The following is an 18,004-nucleotide window of genomic DNA, read 5'->3' as shown; positions in this document are numbered from 1 at the left end:
ATTTTCATTCTAAACCAACTGCAGGGTTAAGCAAAGAGGATGCGTTTTAAAATACCCTGACTTTGTAATTTATCGTTTAATTGGAAGTTGTTTCTGGGTAATAAAATAACTGCCAAGGACGATAGGAACCCCGCCTAATATTTGTGCCCATGTTGGAACGTCGTCTAAATACCAATAAGCGAGTAAAATCGTTAACAACGGCGAAAAAGCATAAAGCGCATTCACTTTGGTAATGGGTAGAAGGTGTAGCGCTTCAACCCAAAGCATTTTGGAAATAAAGAAAACCAACCCCCCTGTTAAAAGAATCCATAGCCACTGCGTTTGAATCATTTGCCAGCTTGGAGTCGATTCGAAATAAAACGCCAGTAAATAAATAAAAGGCAGTGCGATTAACGTTCGCACCATGAGAATGGTTTCGCTGGAGACGAACGAGCGTGCACGCTTTTGATATAAATTGGCAAACGGCGCGATAATCGCCGCTAATAACGCTAAACCGTCCCCCAAGTTCAAGGTAAATTTATTAGGGAATAGAATAATAATCGCCCCAAATGTCATTAAGACCACACCAATTAAGTGATTTTTATCTAACACTTCACCGGGTTTTCGACCTAGAAACAAATAGCTGAACAGTACCTGCAAGAAAAGAATAATAGCGACATGGCTGGGCGAGGTGGTTTGCAGTGCTAAAAATATCAGACTGAATAAGCTGGTGATAAATAAACTGGTGAGTGCTAAGTTTTTATAAGCTGCTGTACGCTTTAGCTCGACGAATCTGCCGCGTATGACGAACCAAAAAACCAGAAAAACAGCAGCGACCACCAAGCTGTAAAAATAAGCATGCAATGCGCCTAAGGCGGCCACGGTAAAAAAAGCAAAAATCGGGAAATGGGCTTCAATAATGGATAGTAGAAGGGTGTAAGTTTCCCCTTTGAGTTGGGTTTTATTTTGCGTCTGTGTGGCTTGGGAGTCGGTCATGTCTGTACTTTGCTTAGGTGTTGATCTCGGAACTGCTGAAAAGACTTAACAATATCATATTGCTCTGCATTCGGTCGACTGTTGTTTGCCCAAATATGACGTATTTCCTCTTGAGTGACTACTTCTAGCAGAGCATCAACCCAGGCCTGGGTATTATTCGCTTCGATAATTTTGCCACTATCTTTTTGAAGAAGGCTCTGAGGTCCACCTTTATCTGAAACCAAACATCCCAACCCACTTGCTTGTGCTTCCATAATGACTTGGCCCAAAGTATCTGTGGTAGATGGGAAAATAAAACAGTCGGAGGAGGCGTATAGCGCTGACAGTGTTTCTCCTTGAACCGGTCCGATAAAGTGAATATGAAAGGGACGCATTTTGTCGGCCCATTTTCGGTAACGTCCTTCACCCACCAGAATTAAGTCCGCTTTTAAATCAGGGTGGGTTTGGTATAGCGTTCGCCAAACTTCCAACAGAAAGGGGATGTTTTTTTCGATATTGATGCGCCCAACATAGAGTATTTTTAACCGTTCATCCGTTAAGTTAAACTTTTTCCAGACCGAAGGGGAACGGTAATCTGGATGGAATCTTTGCAGATTGGTTCCCGGAAAAAGGGTGGATAAACGCTTTGAAGGTAGTTTAAGATCTTTCTGTAAGATGTCTACATAGATATTTGACCGAGAAAAGATGTGCTCAAAGTGTTGATAAAATCTGGTCATGGTTTTATCGGTTTGTTTTTTGGCCCAGGAAGATCGGGTTAAGTCGTGTAAGTAGGCTGGAAAATCGGTGTGATAGGTTCCAAATAAAGGAACCTTTAATTTCTCGGCTTCTTTTTTTGCCGCCCAGCCAAAAGGGCCTGGCGTTGAAATATGAACATGGTCGGGCTGTTGTGCAGTTAAAAATTGCCGAATGGCTTTGCGATTGGGGAGTACTAAATCAAGTTCTTGGTAGAAAGGCATGAGGATTTTGAAGTGATAAGGTAAATTATGAATGTAAGGCGTGTCTGGAATCGGCTTTGAAGTGGCGGTTGCAATTTGCAGTTCAAAGTCTGTTTCTTGGTTTTGGTAGGACTGCTCTCCCATATCTTGAATAAAACGGGAAACGCCATTCAAATCCCCTAGCGTATCGGTAAATAAACACACCTTCATTATTTTGCTTCCTTGTCAAAATCAACCTGAAAGGAATTATTTTAGAAGGTTTTGAAAAAGCAATATGACAGCTTATTGAAAGCTTTTTGACAGAAAAATCACCAGGCCTGGATCTGGTTTTCTAATAGGTATTAGCGTTAAAAAGGGATAACCAAGTCGCCAAACCCCCAGATGAAGGTGCCTAAGATGACGGTGACATGGGTCATTTGAAATTTTTTACGATGCCATTTTGAAGGGCTTAAATCTGGAATGTCATCTTCCGCAGAGATTTGATCTAATTTGGCATACAGCCGTCCCAGTTCTCCATGGAGTAGGGTGTATTCACTCATGACAGCTAATAAAACAACCAAGCTACCAAAGCGACTAAACCAGGTGGGTTCTATTAAAACTCCCATTAAAGCACCGATAAATCCAACGACCCAGGCGGCGACTAATAATAGTAAGGCTTTATTTTTCGGCATAGCCATCTCTTTGATACTGAATAAGGCTTTATTCTAAAGAAATGTCTTCTTGTTTTGTAATAAATTTAAGCCTCTTCTGGTATTACGGCGAGATGGTCCAGAAATTGTTGTGCAGCACCTTGCCAGGTGTATTCTGGAATTGAATCAGCGATGTCCCGTCGATTGTCCAGTAAGAGAGCTTTTTCGACAGCCGTTTTCAAATTCTGATCTAAGAAACCATTTACTCCTTGGGTAATGATGTCTTTCGGCCCTGTTACTGGAAAAGCCGCCACGGGGGTTCCTGATGCGATGGCTTCGATATTGACGACCCCAAATGTATCGGTTAATGAGGGAAACACCAATACATCGGCGTTGGCATAAAATTCTGCCAATTCCGAGCCTTGTTTCGCACCGACAAACGCTACATCAGGGTAAGCTGTTTTAAGGTTGTCTAGGTCAGGGCCCTTTCCAACCACGATTTTTTGCCCGGGAAGGTTGAGGTCTAAGAAGGCGGTTATGTTCTTTTCCGGCGCCACGCGCCCGACGTATAAATAACGAGGGGCACGTTGTTGGGGGTCTGTTTGAGCTTTATAGGGGCTGAAAAGAGTTGTATCGACTCCACGTGTCATTAAGACTAGGTGGGGAAACCCCTTGTCTGTTAACTCCGACAGAATTGAGGGCGCCGGCACAAAAGTGTTATATGCCGGTCGGTGAAACCATTTTAAAAGATGGTATATCCAGCGTGTAGGGATGGGAAAACGTTCATGAATATATTCGGGATATTTGGTGTGATACGCTGTCGTAAAAGGCAAATGGTGTTTTAAAGCAATACGTCTTGCCTTCCAGCCTAAAGCTCCTTCCGTAGCTATGTGTATTGCTTGGGGTCTGAAATTCAATATTCGCTGTTCCAATCCGGATGCTCGCCATACAAAGGGAATTTCTGGGTAAGTCGGTAAGGGCATTCTTTGGTAATCGTTCGGATGGATCACATCGACTTCAATCCCGCTCATCTCAAGTTTTTTAACAAGTTGTGTTAGGGTTGTCACCACACCATTCATTTGGGGTATCCATGCATCCGAAACCAATGTCAGTCGTTGAATGCCTTTTGCATCTAAAGTATGGCTGAGCGGGAGAGTTTGATCTAGTTTATTCGTCATAGAACCACTTTTAAAGGCGTTAAATTATCGTATTTGTATTGCGATTGTTTTTCTTATACCGTAAACCGGTTATTTGAATCTAAGATGAATGAAATATGAAAATTAGTTTAATTTCAGTCATTTAATTGTCACTAAAGCGTCATTTTTTAAGAAGTCTGCCTCGCTAAACTTGCCCAGAATTATCAAAAGTAGATGGATCATTTATGAAAGATACGCCTTTGTCGATCATGCCAGACTGGATGGAAAACATAGAAGCCGATGACTTAATCGTTGCAGAAAATAATCATCAAACTGCACATTACCGGAGCATTTTCATTTCCGATGTCCATTTAGGTTCTCGCGGAGCCAAAGCCGATTTCTTATCAGAATTTTTGAAATACAATCAATGTGAGAAGCTATATTTGGTTGGAGATATCATCGATGGTTGGCGTTTGAAAAAGCGCATTTATTGGCCGCAGGCGCATACGAATGTCATTAGACGTATTTTGACCAAAGCAAAGCGAGGAACGGATGTGGTGTTTGTGACGGGCAATCATGATGATTTTTTGCGCCGTTATTCGGGCGTAGATTTTGGAAATATTTTGTTAACGGACGAGGCGGTGCATAAAACCGTTACGGGTGAAAAGATACTGGTGATTCATGGAGACAAGTATGACAGTGTCATTCAAACTCAAAAATGGCTTGCGGTGATTGGCGACTGGGGGTATGAAAGTTTAGTGGTTGTGAATCGTCACTTTAACCGTCTCCGTCAAAAGTTTGGATTGGGATACTGGTCTTTATCGGCGTTTATTAAACAGAAAGTTAAATCTGCCGTTTCTTTTATTACAGCTTATGAGGAGGCAGTGGTGCATGATTGTCAAAAACGCGGATTTAAGGGAGTCATTTGTGGCCATATCCACCATCCTGAAATTCGAGATATTGAGGGTGTTGAATATCTGAACTGTGGAGACTGGGTGGAATCTTGTACCGCGATTGTTGAAACTCAGGACGGGGATATGAAGTTGTTAAAATGGGTTGAAATTGGACACCAAAATAATTAATGCTGTATCGAAAAAAGCAGTAAGGAGTTTTGAATGAAACCAGGTCATAGAGGGCTGGTCCGTATTTTCAAAGCAGCAGGATATTCATGGCAAGGCATTAAAGCTTGCTATAAAAATGAAGCCGCATTTCGGCAAGAATTATTATTACTGTTGGTTCTGACACCTGTCGCAATGTGGTTGTCTAATGAAGCCGTCGAGTTTATTTTGCTCATTGGTTCGGTCATTTTGTTACTGGTGGTTGAGTTGTTGAATACCGCGATTGAAATGGTGGTGGATCGACATGGTCAGGAATGGCATGAGTTGTCTGGACTGGCAAAGGACATGGGATCCGCCGCTGTGTTTGTCATGATGGGACTCTGCTTATTAGTGTGGGGAACTTTAATTCTTTCTCACTTTCACTGTAGTTTGTTTTAATGTAAATGAGCCAGGATTATTTTCGAGCTGTAATCCAAATTAAGTGATAACCGAATTGGGTGAGAACCGGTCCTTGTATTTTCCCAATCTCGGCATTAAACACGACATCATCAAATTCAGGAACCATCTTTCCTGGGCCGAAAATCCCTAAATCGCCACCAACTCGACCGGAAGGGCACATGGAGTGCTCTCTGGCAAGTTGATCAAACTCTTCAAAGTTGTTGATTTTATCTTTAAGAGCTAAACATTCGGCTTCAGTTTCAACAAGAATGTGTCGTGCTTTTGCTTTTGTCATTTGATTTTTTGAGTCAGCTTAAAACCCATACCACTTAAAAACAACCAGGCCTGGGTAAAATCACCGTTATTCCTCGCCGTAAGTTTCAGCGTGTCTAAATTCACTGATACGTTTTAACAGGAACTCTAGTTCAGCGTGTTTTTCTTCTTTTTCATTGACCTTTTCTTCCATAAAATCGACAACATTTTTATGGAGTTTGAGCTTGTTTAAGGCGTTGACATTAGTAATCCCGCCCGGGTTTAACACATTCACTTCTAGAATTTTATCGCCAATCATATCGACACCCACAAAATACAACCCATCAGCCGCCAACTTGGGACCTATTTTGCGACAAATCGCCATTTGGGAATCGGTCATTGTGTATTTGTGAGCCGTGCCGCCAATCTGGATATTAGCTCGCACATCACCTTCAGGCGGTTTACGGTTATATGCCCCGATAAACTTCCCGTTCAGCATCAATACACGCACATCACCATCCTCTGCACCCTCAATGTACTCTTGAACAATGACGTAACTTTTGTTTTGGCTGTCGATATAAAAATCCAGAATGGAGTTGATACTCGTCTGGGCATTCTTTTCCAACACGATCACGCCGTGCCCGCCAGATGCGTTTAGCGGCTTGAGAATGACGTTATTACCAGGCATATCATCAATACGTTGGCGAATGTATTCTTTGCTCTTGGAAACATGCGTAATCGGTAAAAAGTTGTTATTCGGATCATTGAATGTGGTGGTATACAGCTTGTTGTTTGCTTTACGCATCCCATCCACATCATTGATGATAACGACTTCATTTTTTACCGAATCCAAAAAGTTGAAAACCATCGGGTCAATCGGTGGATCACGACGGAACATAATGCAATCTAACCCATGTAGCGGCATCATTTTTTGTTCGAATTTCACTTTTTTGTAAAATTGTAAAATGTTATCCGGGATTTTTTCCATCGGCAATATACGTTTTACATACCCATGTGTGACATTATTACGAACCGTTAGGTTGCTGGGATAAAGAATCGAAACCTTATGGCCACGTTCCAAACATTCTTTGATAATACGCAATGTTGAATTTTTGGCCGGAGTAATTGTTTCCCATTCTTCAAAAATGAAACCAATATTCATAAAAATGTCCTTACATTAGGTTGAGTCTGAAGTCGAAAAAAACCGACTTGATTGGAAATGATTCGCTTTTTTTGCTTAGCAACAGTCACGTGACGATGGATTAAAAGCTGGTGTAGCCAATGAATTTCTGACAAGTTTTTTTGTTCCTATACCTGCGAATTCTGACGGCTTTTAAGAAAAATGTAAACCTAAATTTTTAGAAAAAAAATGCAAAACGACCCGGTTGGATCGTTTTTATGTAATTGTTTTTGGAAACAAAGAGTTATGAAAGGTTTTAGGCTTCAGAAACTGATTGAATGAGTGCGGAGCCGGAAAAGTCTTGCTGTATTTTTTCAGGGTGTTGGAATAACTCTGGAATCTCTGATGAAGTGTGATGTGTTTGGTCATAAATAAAGATCCCGATTTTATCATCGACTTTTAAAAAGCCGGTTTCACCAAATTCGGTATAACGGGTGGCGCCTAAAGTCACAATGATTTGTTCGGGGTAGTTGGCTTGTTTTAATAAATCGGTCAGGTTTTCCAGTGGGCCGAAGTCGGACTGATTGTTTAAGGTACTGACAATCCATCTAGACAGCTTTTGATAAAAATAGTTGTAGCCGAGTACTGGGCTATCGACTCCATATTGCTTGATCTCATTGTCCCGTTTAAGATAAGAAGTAATATGGTAGTTATCTAAAATACCGCCTTTTTCAAAACGATCGATTTCAATCCACTGGTTGGAAAGCCCTGTAGATGCTGTGCCCCAGTTTTTTTTCTGACTGATTTTTTTGGCATTCGGGCGACGAATGGAACAGTCATTAAAAGCAGAGAAAGCTTTTGCTTTAACCTGAGTCACTTGTTGCTCATAGTAGGAGACATCGAATAACACACAAATTTCCGGTTCCATTTGCAAATTAATGGGACGCGAAAAATCTGCTTGAATGCTTTGGTTTGAAAGCGGATAAGTACCTAAATAGGTAGAGTTGCCTGGGATATAAATTGGAAACATGCCTTTGGGCGCATTTTCTTCTTCTGTCTGAATATTGACAAAGTCAGCATCTTCTCCTGCCTGACCTAAATGCTCGGCAAAATTACCGGCAATGCCAAAAACGGGAAGGGATTGAAGTTGTTGTTGCGTAAGGGTCATGGGTCTCCTAAAAAAGTAAGTTCTGTAATTGTCGACGATAGGCTTTAACCAATTCAGGGTGGTCATCTTGTAGCATCTCAAAAATTTCGATGAGGGTTTTTTTCGCCACACCATCTTGATAGTCTGGCGCTACAGAAAAGAGTTTGAGCAGACAGCTCATCGCTTTTTCGGGATGGTTGTGTAGCATCAGGTATCCCGCTAGATGGTAGAGCGCTTCTGCATTATTGGGATCGTTTTGTAAGGTTTTTTGCACGGTCTCGATGTCATCTGCATTCGCGACTATTTGCGTAAACTTAAATAAAGCTTGTAAAGACTTTCCTTCCTTGGAGTGCTTCGCTTCATCCGGCAGCTTTTCCATTAAGGTTTCTGCCTTGTCTAAATGACCGCTTTGAAAGTACATTTTCGCCAAATCTAAATGGATACGGTAGTTATTCGGGTTTGCTTGAGAAGCTTCGCCGAGTAATTTAATCGCGTGATCATATTCTCCGGCACTAAACGCTTGCTGTGCTTGTTGTCTTAAGTCTTCAGAAAGATCCGACTTTAAATAAGGTTCCAAAGCGTCTCTGAAAGCAGAAGCGGGTTGTGCGCCTTGTAGTTCTTGTACTTCTTGACCTTGATGAAAAATTTTAAAGCTGGGAATGCTTCGAATTTGGTATTTTGCTGCGAGCTCTTGTTGTTCTTCAGTATTTACTTTTGCCAGAATAAAGCGCCCAGCAAGATCATGTGCCAGTTTTTCCAATATGGGCATCACTTGTTTACAAGGGCCACACCAAGGTGCCCAGAAATCAACCAGCACTGGAACGTGCATAGAGTTGTTCAGTACCATCTCGTCAAAATTGTCTTGAGTGACATCGATAATCATTGCTTCCATTTCGTTTATCCTTTGGTTCTTATTCTGTTATTCGGATGCCTTTTTAACTGTATGGGTGACTTCATACAATTTTTCAAGAGCTTGCCTCGGGGTCAAATCGTCAACCGATAATGCTTTAAGGTCTGTTAATAACGTCTCTAATGCTTCAGGCAAAGCTGGTTGGGCGAATAAATCAAACTGCTGTACGGATTCCGTTGACGTAACTGTGTCGGATGATTGCTGAACAGCGGTTTGGTTTTCTAAACGATGCAAGTGTTTTTTGGCTTTATCAATTACAGCGGTAGGGACACCGGCTAGGGCTGCCACTTGTAAGCCATAGCTTTGAGAGGCCGGACCTTCTTCCACTTGGTGCATGAACACAATTTTATCCTGGTGTTCAATTGCACTGAGGTGAATGTTAACTGTATTGCTGAACTGTTCCACTAATGTGGTCAGTTCGAAATAGTGCGTGGCAAACAGGCAATATCCTTGAATGCTTTGCGCCATTTGTTCGGCAATGGCCCAAGCGAGTGCAAGCCCGTCAAAGGTTGAGGTACCGCGTCCGACTTCGTCCATCAGAATTAAGGACTCCGGTGAAGCATGGTGCAGAATGTTCGCAGTTTCCGTCATTTCAACCATAAAGGTGGAGCGTCCGGACGTCAGGTCGTCCGAAGCACCGATGCGAGTGAAAATGCGATCAATTGGCCCAAGCGTCGCCGACTCAGCAGGCACAAAACTTCCCATGTACGCCATGATCGCAATCAAAGCGGTTTGACGCATAAAGGTGGATTTACCGCCCATGTTGGGTCCGGTGATAATCTGTAACCGACGCTGTTCATCAAAACAGGTATCGTTCGGGATAAATGGTTGGTTCGATAACGCTTCGACGGTTAAATGTCGACCTTGCTTGATGTCAATTCCCGGCTCAGGACTTAAGGTCGGACGGGTTAAGTTAAGATTCACCGCCTGGCGGGCTAAAGAGGCCAGTACATCGGTTTCGGCTAAAGCTTTTGCAGTGCGTTGTAATGCTTGTAAATCTTGGTTTAAACGTTCCAAAAGTTGTTGATACAACCACTTTTCACGTGCCAGTGCTTTCTCGTTGGCGCTAAGAACCTTGTCTTCAAATTCTTTCAGTTCTGGTGTGATATAGCGTTCTTGTGCTTTTAAGGTTTGGCGACGGACATAATCTGCCGGCACTTTATCGGATTGGAGTTTACTGACTTCAATGTAATAGCCGTGCACGCGGTTATAACCCACCTTTAAAGTGGTGATGCCCGTACGGTCTTTTTCACGCGCTTCCAATGCCAGTAGATAGTCACCCGCTTGATTTTTAAGGTTGCGTAATTCATCCAGTTCGCTGTCATACCCTTCGGCAAACACACCGCCATCTCGCATCAACATTGGTGGCGATTCAACCAACGCCGTATCCAGCTGGCTGGCCAGTTCGGGGTAAAGCCCTAATTGTTTTGATAAATGTCGCCATTTTTCGGCTGTTTGTTGTTTCAGTAACGCTTGTAGATCGGGTAATTGGTTTAACGAGCGACCTAAATGCAGAATATCTCGAGGGCGTGCGGAATATAAAGAGACACGGCTTAAAATACGTTCCAAGTCGCCAATGGGTTTTAATGCACCGCGAAACTCTTCACTGGTATGCTGATTGATAATGTCTTCAATCGCGTCTAGGCGGTCATTGAGGATATTACGATTTCGTAAAGGTTGATTGAGCCAGCGATTCATCAGTCGGCTGCCCATGGCAGTTGTTGCATTATCCAATATCGCAAATAAAGTGTGGTTTTTACCGCCGGTGAGGTTGGTATCCAGCTCCAGATTGCGACGACTCATAGCATCTAATGCCAGCGCATCATCAGTTTGGTAGGTTTGCAGACTGAACACATGAGCAAGTGTATTTTGCAGCATGGCTTGGGCATAATGCAAAATAACGCCAGCAGCACTGATGACTGCAGGGAGTTGGTCACACCCGAAGGCCACTAAGTCTTGCGTGCCGAAATGGTCAACCAAGCGTTTGCGACAACTGTCCTTCTCGAAGTGCCAGCTTGGATAATCGACCAGGCCAGGGCAATTTTGGATACTTTCAGGAAGATTCTGTTTGAATAATGGATCATCCGGTAAGATGATTTCAGCTGGCTTGAGTCTTTCTATCTCCGCACTTAACTGAGCGGCATCAGGAAGCAGGGTGGCTTCAAAACGTCCGCTGGCAACATCCAAAGTGGCCAGCCCGTACTCGTCTTCTTGTTGGCAAATTGCGGCGAGCAAATTTTCAGACTTGTCTTCCAATAAAGCGTCTTCTATCAAAGTTCCCGGCGTGATGACTCGCACCACTTTACGTTCAACTGGGCCTTTTGAGGTTGCTGGGTCGCCAATTTGTTCACAAATTGCAACCGATTGACCCAGCTTCACTAATTTGGCTAAATAGCCTTCGGCAGAGTGATGGGGAATGCCGGCCATCGGAATAGGGTTGCCCCCTGATTTTCCTCGAGCCGTAAGCGTTATTTCCAATAATTCAGATGCTTTGACAGCATCGTCATGAAAGAGCTCATAGAAGTCACCCATGCGATAAAACAATAATTGGTTTGGATAATCTGCTTTAACAGCAAGATATTGCTGCATCATAGGGGTGTGCTTGGTTGTGTTAGCCATATTGCTCTTTGTTGATAAAAGTTTCGGTTTAAGGTTGGCCCGTTTTGGGTCGTAATGCAGTTATTTTAGCGACCTATTTTAGCGGAAAAACACTTCTTTTATACGAGATTATGATTTTTAACCTCTGTAAAAAATGTGCAAAAAAAGGTATGCTAATCGATAAAGTAAATTCTATCAATAAGGAGCCTTCTCCATGTTAAGCCGTTCTAGTCTCGAATCCTTGGTTGCAGAGGTCGGGAATGCGTTAAAACAACATAATAAACTGATTGTAACGGCGGAATCTTGTACGGGGGGGTTGATTGCAGAAGCGTTGACCAGCGTAGCGGGTAGCACAGCTTGGTTTGACCGTGCTTATATTAGTTATAGTTATGAGTCCAAACGGGAAATGCTTGGTGTGCATGAAAATACGATCCAGCACAAAGGTGCAGTCAGTCAAGAGTGTGTGGAAGAAATGGTGATTGGTGCCCTTCAGGAATCTCACGCCACGGTCAGTGTCGCCTGTAGTGGAATTGCCGGCCCAGGCGGCGGAACCCCCGATAAACCGGTAGGAACGGTGTGGATTTCATGGGCAATGCAAGGTCATGATGAAGTGGTTTCCAAGCTTTATCATTTTGACGGCGATCGTAATGCAGTTCGTGAGGCATGTACGGTAGAAGCTTTGAAAGGTGTTTTGTCAATTTTAGAAGATGTCTGAATGCTAAGATAGTGCTTGTGAATATCGATATAAAAAAGATGTTAAATAGTCCTAATTATGGGATAATCAGTGCCCAATAAATTTTGAGCCTTTGTGTTTGTTTTTGATCAAAAATTAAGGTTTTTGAAAAAAACAAAACAAAGGTTTTTTAATGTGGTTTTTCAGCAAGGTCACGATACTTAACGAAATTAAGTATCGCCCTAAATGTAACAGGAACGGTGAATAGTAATGGATGAGAATAAAAGAAAAGCGCTTGACGCGGCTTTAGGTCAAATTGAAAAACAGTTTGGTAAAGGTTCCATCATGCGAATGGGTGACAATGGTGCCATCCGTGATATTGATTCTGTTTCAACTGGTTCTTTAGGGTTGGATGTCGCATTAGGGATTGGCGGGTTACCGCGTGGTCGTGTGGTTGAAATTTACGGACCAGAATCTTCCGGTAAAACGACGTTAACCTTGCATGCGATTGCTGAAATGCAAAAAATGGGTGGAACCGCAGCTTTTGTTGATGCCGAGCATGCATTGGATCCGATTTACGCAGAAAAGTTAGGGGTAGATGTCGATAACTTATTGGTCTCTCAACCTGACACGGGTGAGCAAGCATTGGAAATTACGGATTCTTTGGTTCGCTCCGGTGCGGTTGATATTGTCGTCGTGGATTCGGTAGCCGCTTTAACGCCGAAAGCGGAAATTGAAGGCGATATGGGAGATTCTCATATGGGCTTGCAAGCGCGTTTAATGTCGCAAGCGTTGCGTAAGTTGACAGCCAATATCAAACGCACCAATACCTTGGTGATTTTCATTAACCAGATTCGTATGAAAATTGGGGTAATGTTTGGTAACCCTGAGACGACAACAGGTGGGAATGCGTTAAAATTCTACTCTTCTGTCCGTTTAGATATTCGTCGTATTGGTGCCATTAAAAAGGGTGATGAAATTCTGGGGAATGAAACACGTGTCAAGGTCGTTAAGAACAAGGTTTCACCACCATTTAAACAAGTTGAGTTTGATATTTTATATGGACAAGGGATTTCTCGTGAAGGCGAAGTAATTGACTTGGGCGTGAAAGAGAAGTTAATTGAAAAAGCTGGTGCTTGGTATAGCTATCAAGGTCAAAAAATTGGTCAAGGTAAAGACAACGTGCGCCAGTTCTTAAAAGATAACCCTGATATTTATGAAACCCTTCAGGTCCAAATTAAAGAGCGTTTGATGCCAAAACCAAAAGCGTCTAAAGAATCTGAAGCAGTAGACGAAACAGGAACGGAATAAAGTTAGACGCTAGTCTTCTCCCGTAAAGAGAGGCGGAATGGAAAGCGAGCAAGACGAACGACAGGAGCTGGCGAAACAGCTGGAAAGCCGAGCGGTATACCTGTTATCGATGCGTGAACATGGTCGCAAAGAGCTGGCGAATAAATTGTTTCAAAAGTTCGCTGAGGTTGAAAATTACCCAGGCCTGGTCGATTTTGTGCTCGATAAATGTGTTGAGAATAATTGGTTGTCGGATGAGCGTTATATTGAAGCCTATGTTCGACAAGCCATGGAAAAAGGCCAAGGGCCTTATAAAATTCGGCAGACTTTACGACTGCGAACCTCTCGTGAAGACTTGGTTGAAGTCCACCTAGCGATGGAAGATTCCGACTGGGCGGACTTGGCAAAAGAAGTATTACAAAAAAAATATGGCAAGTCTTCTGGTTCATTAGAGCGAAAAGAACAAGCCAAACGAATGCGGTTTCTTCAATCTCGTGGTTTTAGCCAATCGCAGATATGGAAAGCATTTAATTAAATACATAATAAGATTGCACTCTGAACGTAGAAAAACAAAATTAAAAAACACGTTGGCGCAATCTTTAAGCTCACTAGAGCACGACAAAATTTTAGATTTAGACCCTTAGGAAACTTAATATGACCAGTGCAGAACTCAGAAAAGCATTTTTAGACTTTTTTGTTAAGCAAGGCCATACTGCTGTGCATTCAAGCCCAGTCGTGCCAGGAAATGACCCAACGTTACTGTTTACCAACGCAGGAATGGTTCAGTTTAAAGAAACCTTTCTAGGTCAAGAGACCCGGGATTATCAGCGTGCAACCAGTGTGCAGCGTTGTATCCGTGCGGGTGGAAAACACAATGACTTGGAAAATGTCGGGTATACCGCCCGCCACCATACCTTCTTTGAAATGGTAGGAAATTTCAGTTTTGGCGATTACTTCAAGCGTGAAGCCATTCAATATGCTTGGAAGTTTTTAACCGAAGAACTTGGCCTGCCTGAAGACAAACTTTGGATTACAGTCTTTGAAGAAGATCAAGAAGCCGAAGATATCTGGCTGAAAGAAATGGGTGTGAGTGCAGAGCGTTTTTCTCGCTGTGGTGCGAAAGACAATTTCTGGTCAATGGGTGATACTGGACCTTGTGGTCCTTGCTCTGAAATTTTTTACGATCATGGTGCTGATGTCGCAGGAGGGCCTCCGGGATCTCCTGATGAAGATGGCGATCGTTACATCGAAATCTGGAACTTGGTCTTCATGCAATTTGACCGTTCAGAAGATGGCACCTTAACACCGCTTCCAAAACCTTCTGTTGATACAGGGATGGGCTTAGAGCGTTTGGCAGCCGTGATGCAAAACAAGCATAACAACTACGACATTGATTTATTCCAAGCCATTGTTAAAAAAGCCTCCGCCTTGACTAGAGAAAAAGAGCTGAGTAATAGTTCTTTGCGCGTCATCGCCGACCATATCCGTTCTTGTGCGTTTATGATTGTGGATGGTGTTTTGCCTTCAAATGAAGGTCGTGGTTATGTGTTACGCCGTATTATTCGTCGTGCCATTCGTCACGGCTACAAGTTAGGGCAAACCAATGTCTTCTTTCATAAATTAGTTCCAGTGCTTGTAGAGCAGATGGGGGAAGCTTATCCTGAATTAGTTAGTGAGCAAGCAAACGTTGAGCGTGCTTTGAAGTTAGAAGAAGAGCGCTTTGCAGAAACACTTGAAAACGGCATGAAGATTCTGGAAGAAGATATTGCACAATTAACCGGATCTGTAATCAGTGGTACAACGGCATTCAAATTGTATGACACCTATGGTTTCCCGTTAGATTTAACGGCGGATGTGGCTCGTGAGCGTAATTTGAGCGTTGACGAAGCTGGCTTTGAGAAAGAAATGGAAGCGCAAAGAGCCAGAGCGCGTTCTGCCAGCAATTTTGGTGCTCAGAGCAAAAATAAAGTGGATTACACAGGAAGTACTCACTTTATTGGGTATGAGCAGGATGAAGCCGAAGCGGAAATTGCAGCCATTTTTGTTGATAACGCTTCAGTGAGTAAAGCTTCCGAAGGTCAAGAAGCGATTGTAATTTTGAATCAAACGCCGTTTTATGCTGAATCAGGTGGTCAGGTAGGCGACCAGGGAAGCCTGACTGAAGGCATGAACAGTTTTCATGTCGATAACTGTCAAAAACAAGGTGCTGCATTCCTGCATATCGGTAAAGTGACTGCAGGATCAATTTCAGTTGGAAAAAATATTCTAGCGCATATTGATGTGAAAGCCCGTCGTGCTTCAGAACGTAATCACTCTGCAACGCATTTGCTTCATGCCGCTCTAAGAACGGTTTTAGGAACGCATGTGGGACAAAAAGGCTCTTTGGTGCAGCCTGAAAGATTGCGCTTCGATTTCTCGCATTTTGAACCTATAACGGCTGAACAATTGCTGGAAATTGAACAGTTGGTCAACCACAATATCATGTTGAATGCTCATGTGGTGATGGAAGAGATGGATATTGAAGCCGCTAAAGCTAAAGGGGCGATGGCACTATTTGGTGAAAAGTATGGTGATGTGGTTCGTGTGGTTGATATGGGGGATTTCTCTATTGAGCTATGCGGTGGCACACACGTTAACTGGACCGGTGAAATCGGACCTTTTCGTATAACTTCCGAAAGCGGGATCGCTTCTGGTGTGAGACGTATTGAAGCAGTCACAGGGGAAGCGGCTTGGCAAACTATTTATGACATGGAGCAAAGTGTATTAAATATTGCCGCCAGCCTTAAAACAGATAAACAACAAGTCGAATCAAAAGTCACACAGTTAGTGGCCGAGCAAAGAGAGCTTGAGAAGCAATTAAAGCAATTGCAATCTAAATTGGCCTCCTCTCAAGGGGATGACTTAGCTAGCTCCGTGACGGAAGTGAATGGGGTGAATGTTTTGGCTGCCCAACTGGAAGGCGCGGATGTTAATACATTGCGTGAAACTCTTGATAAGTTAAGAGATAAGCTTGAGCCTGCTGCCATTGTGCTTGCCGCTGTAGAAGGCGACAAGGTGTCTTTGGTTGCTGGGGTTAGTAAATCCATTACCGCGAAAGTGAAAGCAGGCGAGTTGGTGAACCATGTTGCACAACAAGTCGGCGGTAAGGGGGGCGGACGTCCTGATATGGCACAAGCCGGTGGGAAAGATCCGAGTAAATTAAAAGAAGCCTTGGCTTCAGTAAAAGAGTGGGTCGCAACCGTCGCTTAATTGTCAGAAAGGCTTTTTAAAAAGAAGCCACAAGATTTAATTTTTCGAGGTTGAGGTCTTTGGTTTAATACACAAACCAGATACAAATAAAAAAGCATGAGTTGTTTTGCTTTATTGAAAAAAACCGCGCAACAGATTAGCTGTTACGCGGTTTTTTAGCTAAAGCCATTCTTTTTATGGGTTTTTTAAATCGGGTTTTAAAATGGTTTCGTTAAGAAGGCATCATTATAAATGGCATTAATTGTTCAAAAATATGGCGGTACCTCGGTTGGTAACGTAGAGCGCATCCAAAATGTCGCCGATAAAGTCGCAAAGTTTATTGATAAAGGACATCAGGTTGTTGTCACACTGTCTGCAATGAGTGGTGAAACGAATCGTTTAACAGCGCTTGCAAAAGAAGTTCAGGAGCAGCCTTCACGTCGTGAGATTGATGTGTTGTTAACGACGGGTGAGCAAGTAACGATTGCATTGTTAAGTATGGCATTGCAACAAAAAGGCTATGACGCCATCTCTTATACCGGGTGGCAGGTTCCAATCAAAACCAATGATATTCACTCTAAAGCACGTATTGAAGAAATTGATTCCGATAAAATTCGAAATCAACTTGATCAAGGAAAAGTTGTGGTAGTCGCTGGGTTTCAAGGTGTAACGCCAGAAGGGGATATCACAACACTGGGGCGTGGTGGATCGGATACGACCGCTGTCGCCCTAGCAGCAGCGTTAAAAGCAGATGAGTGCCAGATTTATACTGATGTGGATGGTGTTTATACAACCGATCCACGTGTGGTGCCAGAAGCCAAACGATTAGACGTAGTGACATTTGATGAAATGCTTGAACTCGCCAGCTTAGGAGCCAAGGTGCTGCAAATTCGTTCTGTTGAGTTTGCCAGTAAATATAAAGTGCCTTTACGAGTGCTTTCATCAATGAAAGAAGGGGGTGGGACGCTTCTCATCTCAGAAGAAGATTTTGAGGATTTAGACATGGAAAAACCATTGATTTCAGGGATTGCATTCAGTCGTGATGAAGCGAAGCTCATGATTTTAGGTGTGCCTGATAAGCCAGGTGTGGCTTATCAAATTCTAGGACCAATTTCAGATGCGAATATTGAAATTGATATGATTATCCAGAACCAAAGTGTTGATGGAACCACTGATTTTACTTTTACGGTTGCTCGTGGAGACTTACATGCAGCCCAGAAAGTGTTGGAAAAAACAGCCGAATCATTAGGTGCAAGAGAAGTCATTTGCGACGATACGATTGTTAAAATCTCAATGGTCGGCGTAGGCATGAAATCACATTCCGGTATCGCAAGCACCATGTTTAAAACACTGGCGGATCATAATATTAATATTCAGATGATTGGAACCACAGAAATTAAAATTTCAGTGGTGATTGAAGAGTCCTTTTTGGAAGAGGCAGTTCAATCGTTACACACAGCGTTTGAGTTAGATAAATAAAAGAAAAATTACTTTTCTTTTATTAAAACTAAAACCCAGCATGGCTGGGTTTTTTTATGTCATACATTCAACTCGTAAGTGCAACGTTCTTATTCCAAAACACCTCATTTGGTGTTTTGTATCCTAAACACTTTCT

General features: G+C 42.8%; 16 protein-coding genes. 7 read left to right on the top strand and 9 right to left on the bottom strand.

Annotated elements, in window-relative coordinates; genetic code table 11:
• Positions 1–69: 69 nt before the first annotated feature.
• The 4 genes from P8629_RS04060 to P8629_RS04045 form a co-directional block, all read right to left on the bottom strand.
• Positions 70–975, bottom strand: a complete 906-nt coding sequence (locus tag P8629_RS04060) for a DMT family transporter (RefSeq protein WP_278164701.1) — start codon at positions 973–975, stop codon at positions 70–72.
• Positions 972–2,120: a glycosyltransferase family 4 protein gene (locus P8629_RS04055; RefSeq protein WP_278164699.1), complete on the bottom strand. Its 1,149-nt coding sequence runs from the start codon at positions 2,118–2,120 to the stop codon at positions 972–974. The genes P8629_RS04060 and P8629_RS04055 overlap by 4 nt, the downstream gene beginning before the upstream one ends.
• 137 nt (positions 2,121–2,257) lie before the next feature.
• On the bottom strand, positions 2,258–2,581 hold the full coding sequence (locus tag P8629_RS04050; RefSeq protein WP_278164697.1) for a hypothetical protein: 324 nt from the start codon (positions 2,579–2,581) through the stop codon (positions 2,258–2,260).
• A gap of 65 nt (positions 2,582–2,646) precedes the next feature.
• Entirely contained in the window at positions 2,647–3,717 is a 1,071-nt protein-coding gene (locus P8629_RS04045; protein ID WP_278164696.1) for a glycosyltransferase family 4 protein, read from the bottom strand.
• Positions 3,718–3,920: 203 nt separating this feature from the next.
• Here P8629_RS04045 and P8629_RS04040 point away from each other — a divergent pair, with 203 nt between their 5' ends.
• The gene (locus P8629_RS04040) at positions 3,921–4,757 is read left to right on the top strand and encodes a UDP-2,3-diacylglucosamine diphosphatase (RefSeq protein WP_278164695.1); all 837 of its coding nucleotides are present in this window, start codon (positions 3,921–3,923) and stop codon (positions 4,755–4,757) included.
• 33 nt (positions 4,758–4,790) lie between these two features.
• Positions 4,791–5,171, top strand: coding sequence for a diacylglycerol kinase (locus P8629_RS04035; protein ID WP_278164693.1), 381 nt, complete (start codon positions 4,791–4,793; stop codon positions 5,169–5,171).
• A gap of 16 nt (positions 5,172–5,187) precedes the next feature.
• On the opposite strand, the gene P8629_RS04030 is transcribed toward P8629_RS04035, so the two are convergent.
• The 5 genes from P8629_RS04030 to mutS form a co-directional block, all read right to left on the bottom strand.
• Complete coding sequence (locus tag P8629_RS04030; protein WP_278164691.1) at positions 5,188–5,466, bottom strand: peptidylprolyl isomerase; 279 nt, start codon at positions 5,464–5,466, stop codon at positions 5,188–5,190.
• Positions 5,467–5,532: 66 nt separating this feature from the next.
• Complete coding sequence (gene gshB / locus P8629_RS04025) at positions 5,533–6,585, bottom strand: glutathione synthase (protein ID WP_278164689.1); 1,053 nt, start codon at positions 6,583–6,585, stop codon at positions 5,533–5,535.
• A 274-nt stretch (positions 6,586–6,859) separates the two neighbouring features.
• Complete coding sequence (locus tag P8629_RS04020) at positions 6,860–7,711, bottom strand: DUF5718 family protein (RefSeq protein WP_278164688.1); 852 nt, start codon at positions 7,709–7,711, stop codon at positions 6,860–6,862.
• Positions 7,712–7,718: 7 nt separating this feature from the next.
• Positions 7,719–8,582, bottom strand: a complete 864-nt coding sequence (trxA, locus tag P8629_RS04015; protein ID WP_278164685.1) for a thioredoxin — start codon at positions 8,580–8,582, stop codon at positions 7,719–7,721.
• Positions 8,583–8,609: 27 nt separating this feature from the next.
• The gene (gene mutS / locus P8629_RS04010) at positions 8,610–11,219 is read right to left on the bottom strand and encodes a DNA mismatch repair protein MutS (protein ID WP_278164684.1); all 2,610 of its coding nucleotides are present in this window, start codon (positions 11,217–11,219) and stop codon (positions 8,610–8,612) included.
• A 193-nt stretch (positions 11,220–11,412) separates the two neighbouring features.
• On the opposite strand from mutS, the gene P8629_RS04005 reads away from it, so the two are divergent.
• The 5 genes from P8629_RS04005 to P8629_RS03985 all read left to right on the top strand — a co-directional run bounded on the left by P8629_RS04005 (position 11,413) and on the right by P8629_RS03985 (position 17,868).
• The gene (locus P8629_RS04005) at positions 11,413–11,913 is read left to right on the top strand and encodes a CinA family protein (RefSeq protein ID WP_278164682.1); all 501 of its coding nucleotides are present in this window, start codon (positions 11,413–11,415) and stop codon (positions 11,911–11,913) included.
• Positions 11,914–12,141: 228 nt separating this feature from the next.
• Positions 12,142–13,182, top strand: a complete 1,041-nt coding sequence (gene recA / locus P8629_RS04000; protein WP_278164680.1) for a recombinase RecA — start codon at positions 12,142–12,144, stop codon at positions 13,180–13,182.
• 37 nt (positions 13,183–13,219) lie between these two features.
• Positions 13,220–13,696: a regulatory protein RecX gene (locus P8629_RS03995; RefSeq protein WP_278164678.1), complete on the top strand. Its 477-nt coding sequence runs from the start codon at positions 13,220–13,222 to the stop codon at positions 13,694–13,696.
• A gap of 119 nt (positions 13,697–13,815) precedes the next feature.
• A complete protein-coding gene (alaS, locus tag P8629_RS03990; protein WP_278164677.1) occupies positions 13,816–16,410 on the top strand; it encodes an alanine--tRNA ligase in 2,595 nt (864 codons plus the stop codon).
• A 231-nt stretch (positions 16,411–16,641) separates the two neighbouring features.
• Positions 16,642–17,868, top strand: a complete 1,227-nt coding sequence (locus tag P8629_RS03985) for an aspartate kinase (protein ID WP_278164675.1) — start codon at positions 16,642–16,644, stop codon at positions 17,866–17,868.
• Positions 17,869–18,004 lie beyond the last annotated feature (136 nt).

Source organism: Hydrogenovibrio sp. 3SP14C1 (genome assembly GCF_029625905.1).
Lineage (GTDB): Bacteria > Pseudomonadota > Gammaproteobacteria > Thiomicrospirales > Thiomicrospiraceae > Hydrogenovibrio.
This window is presented reverse-complemented; position numbering and strand designations above follow the sequence as displayed.